This is a genomic window from Gilvimarinus sp. 1_MG-2023 (assembly GCF_030548285.1).
In genome coordinates, this window is the sequence record NZ_JAUOSC010001335.1 from 1 (window position 1) to 253 (window position 253).

A 253-nucleotide genomic window follows, 5' to 3' on the forward strand; every position below is an offset into this window, starting at 1 on the left:
CTCTGAATACCCGGAAAATTTGAATTTAAATATTTCATTATATTCTGACATGCCACCCGACAATTTTCAGGATGCCAATTGTTTGTCAATCAAGCGCTTGGCATTAGAAGAGCTTAGCTTCACCATAGAGAAGTGCTCAATATCGAAATTGCACTGACAGCTCATAGGATCAAATCTTACCCGTGAGCCTTTGGGAAAATAGGCAACGCGTTTGACAAGTTTTCCTGTCATGTAAATCAAGTTATAGCTGTTC

Annotated in this window: 1 protein-coding gene; it reads right to left on the reverse strand. The window is 39.1% G+C overall.

Features of this window, described 5'->3' with window-relative positions; genetic code table 11:
• Positions 1 to 66: 66 nt before the first annotated feature.
• On the reverse strand, positions 67 to 253 hold a 187-nt coding region (locus Q4563_RS21185), incomplete at its 5' end, for a hypothetical protein (RefSeq protein ID WP_303605928.1).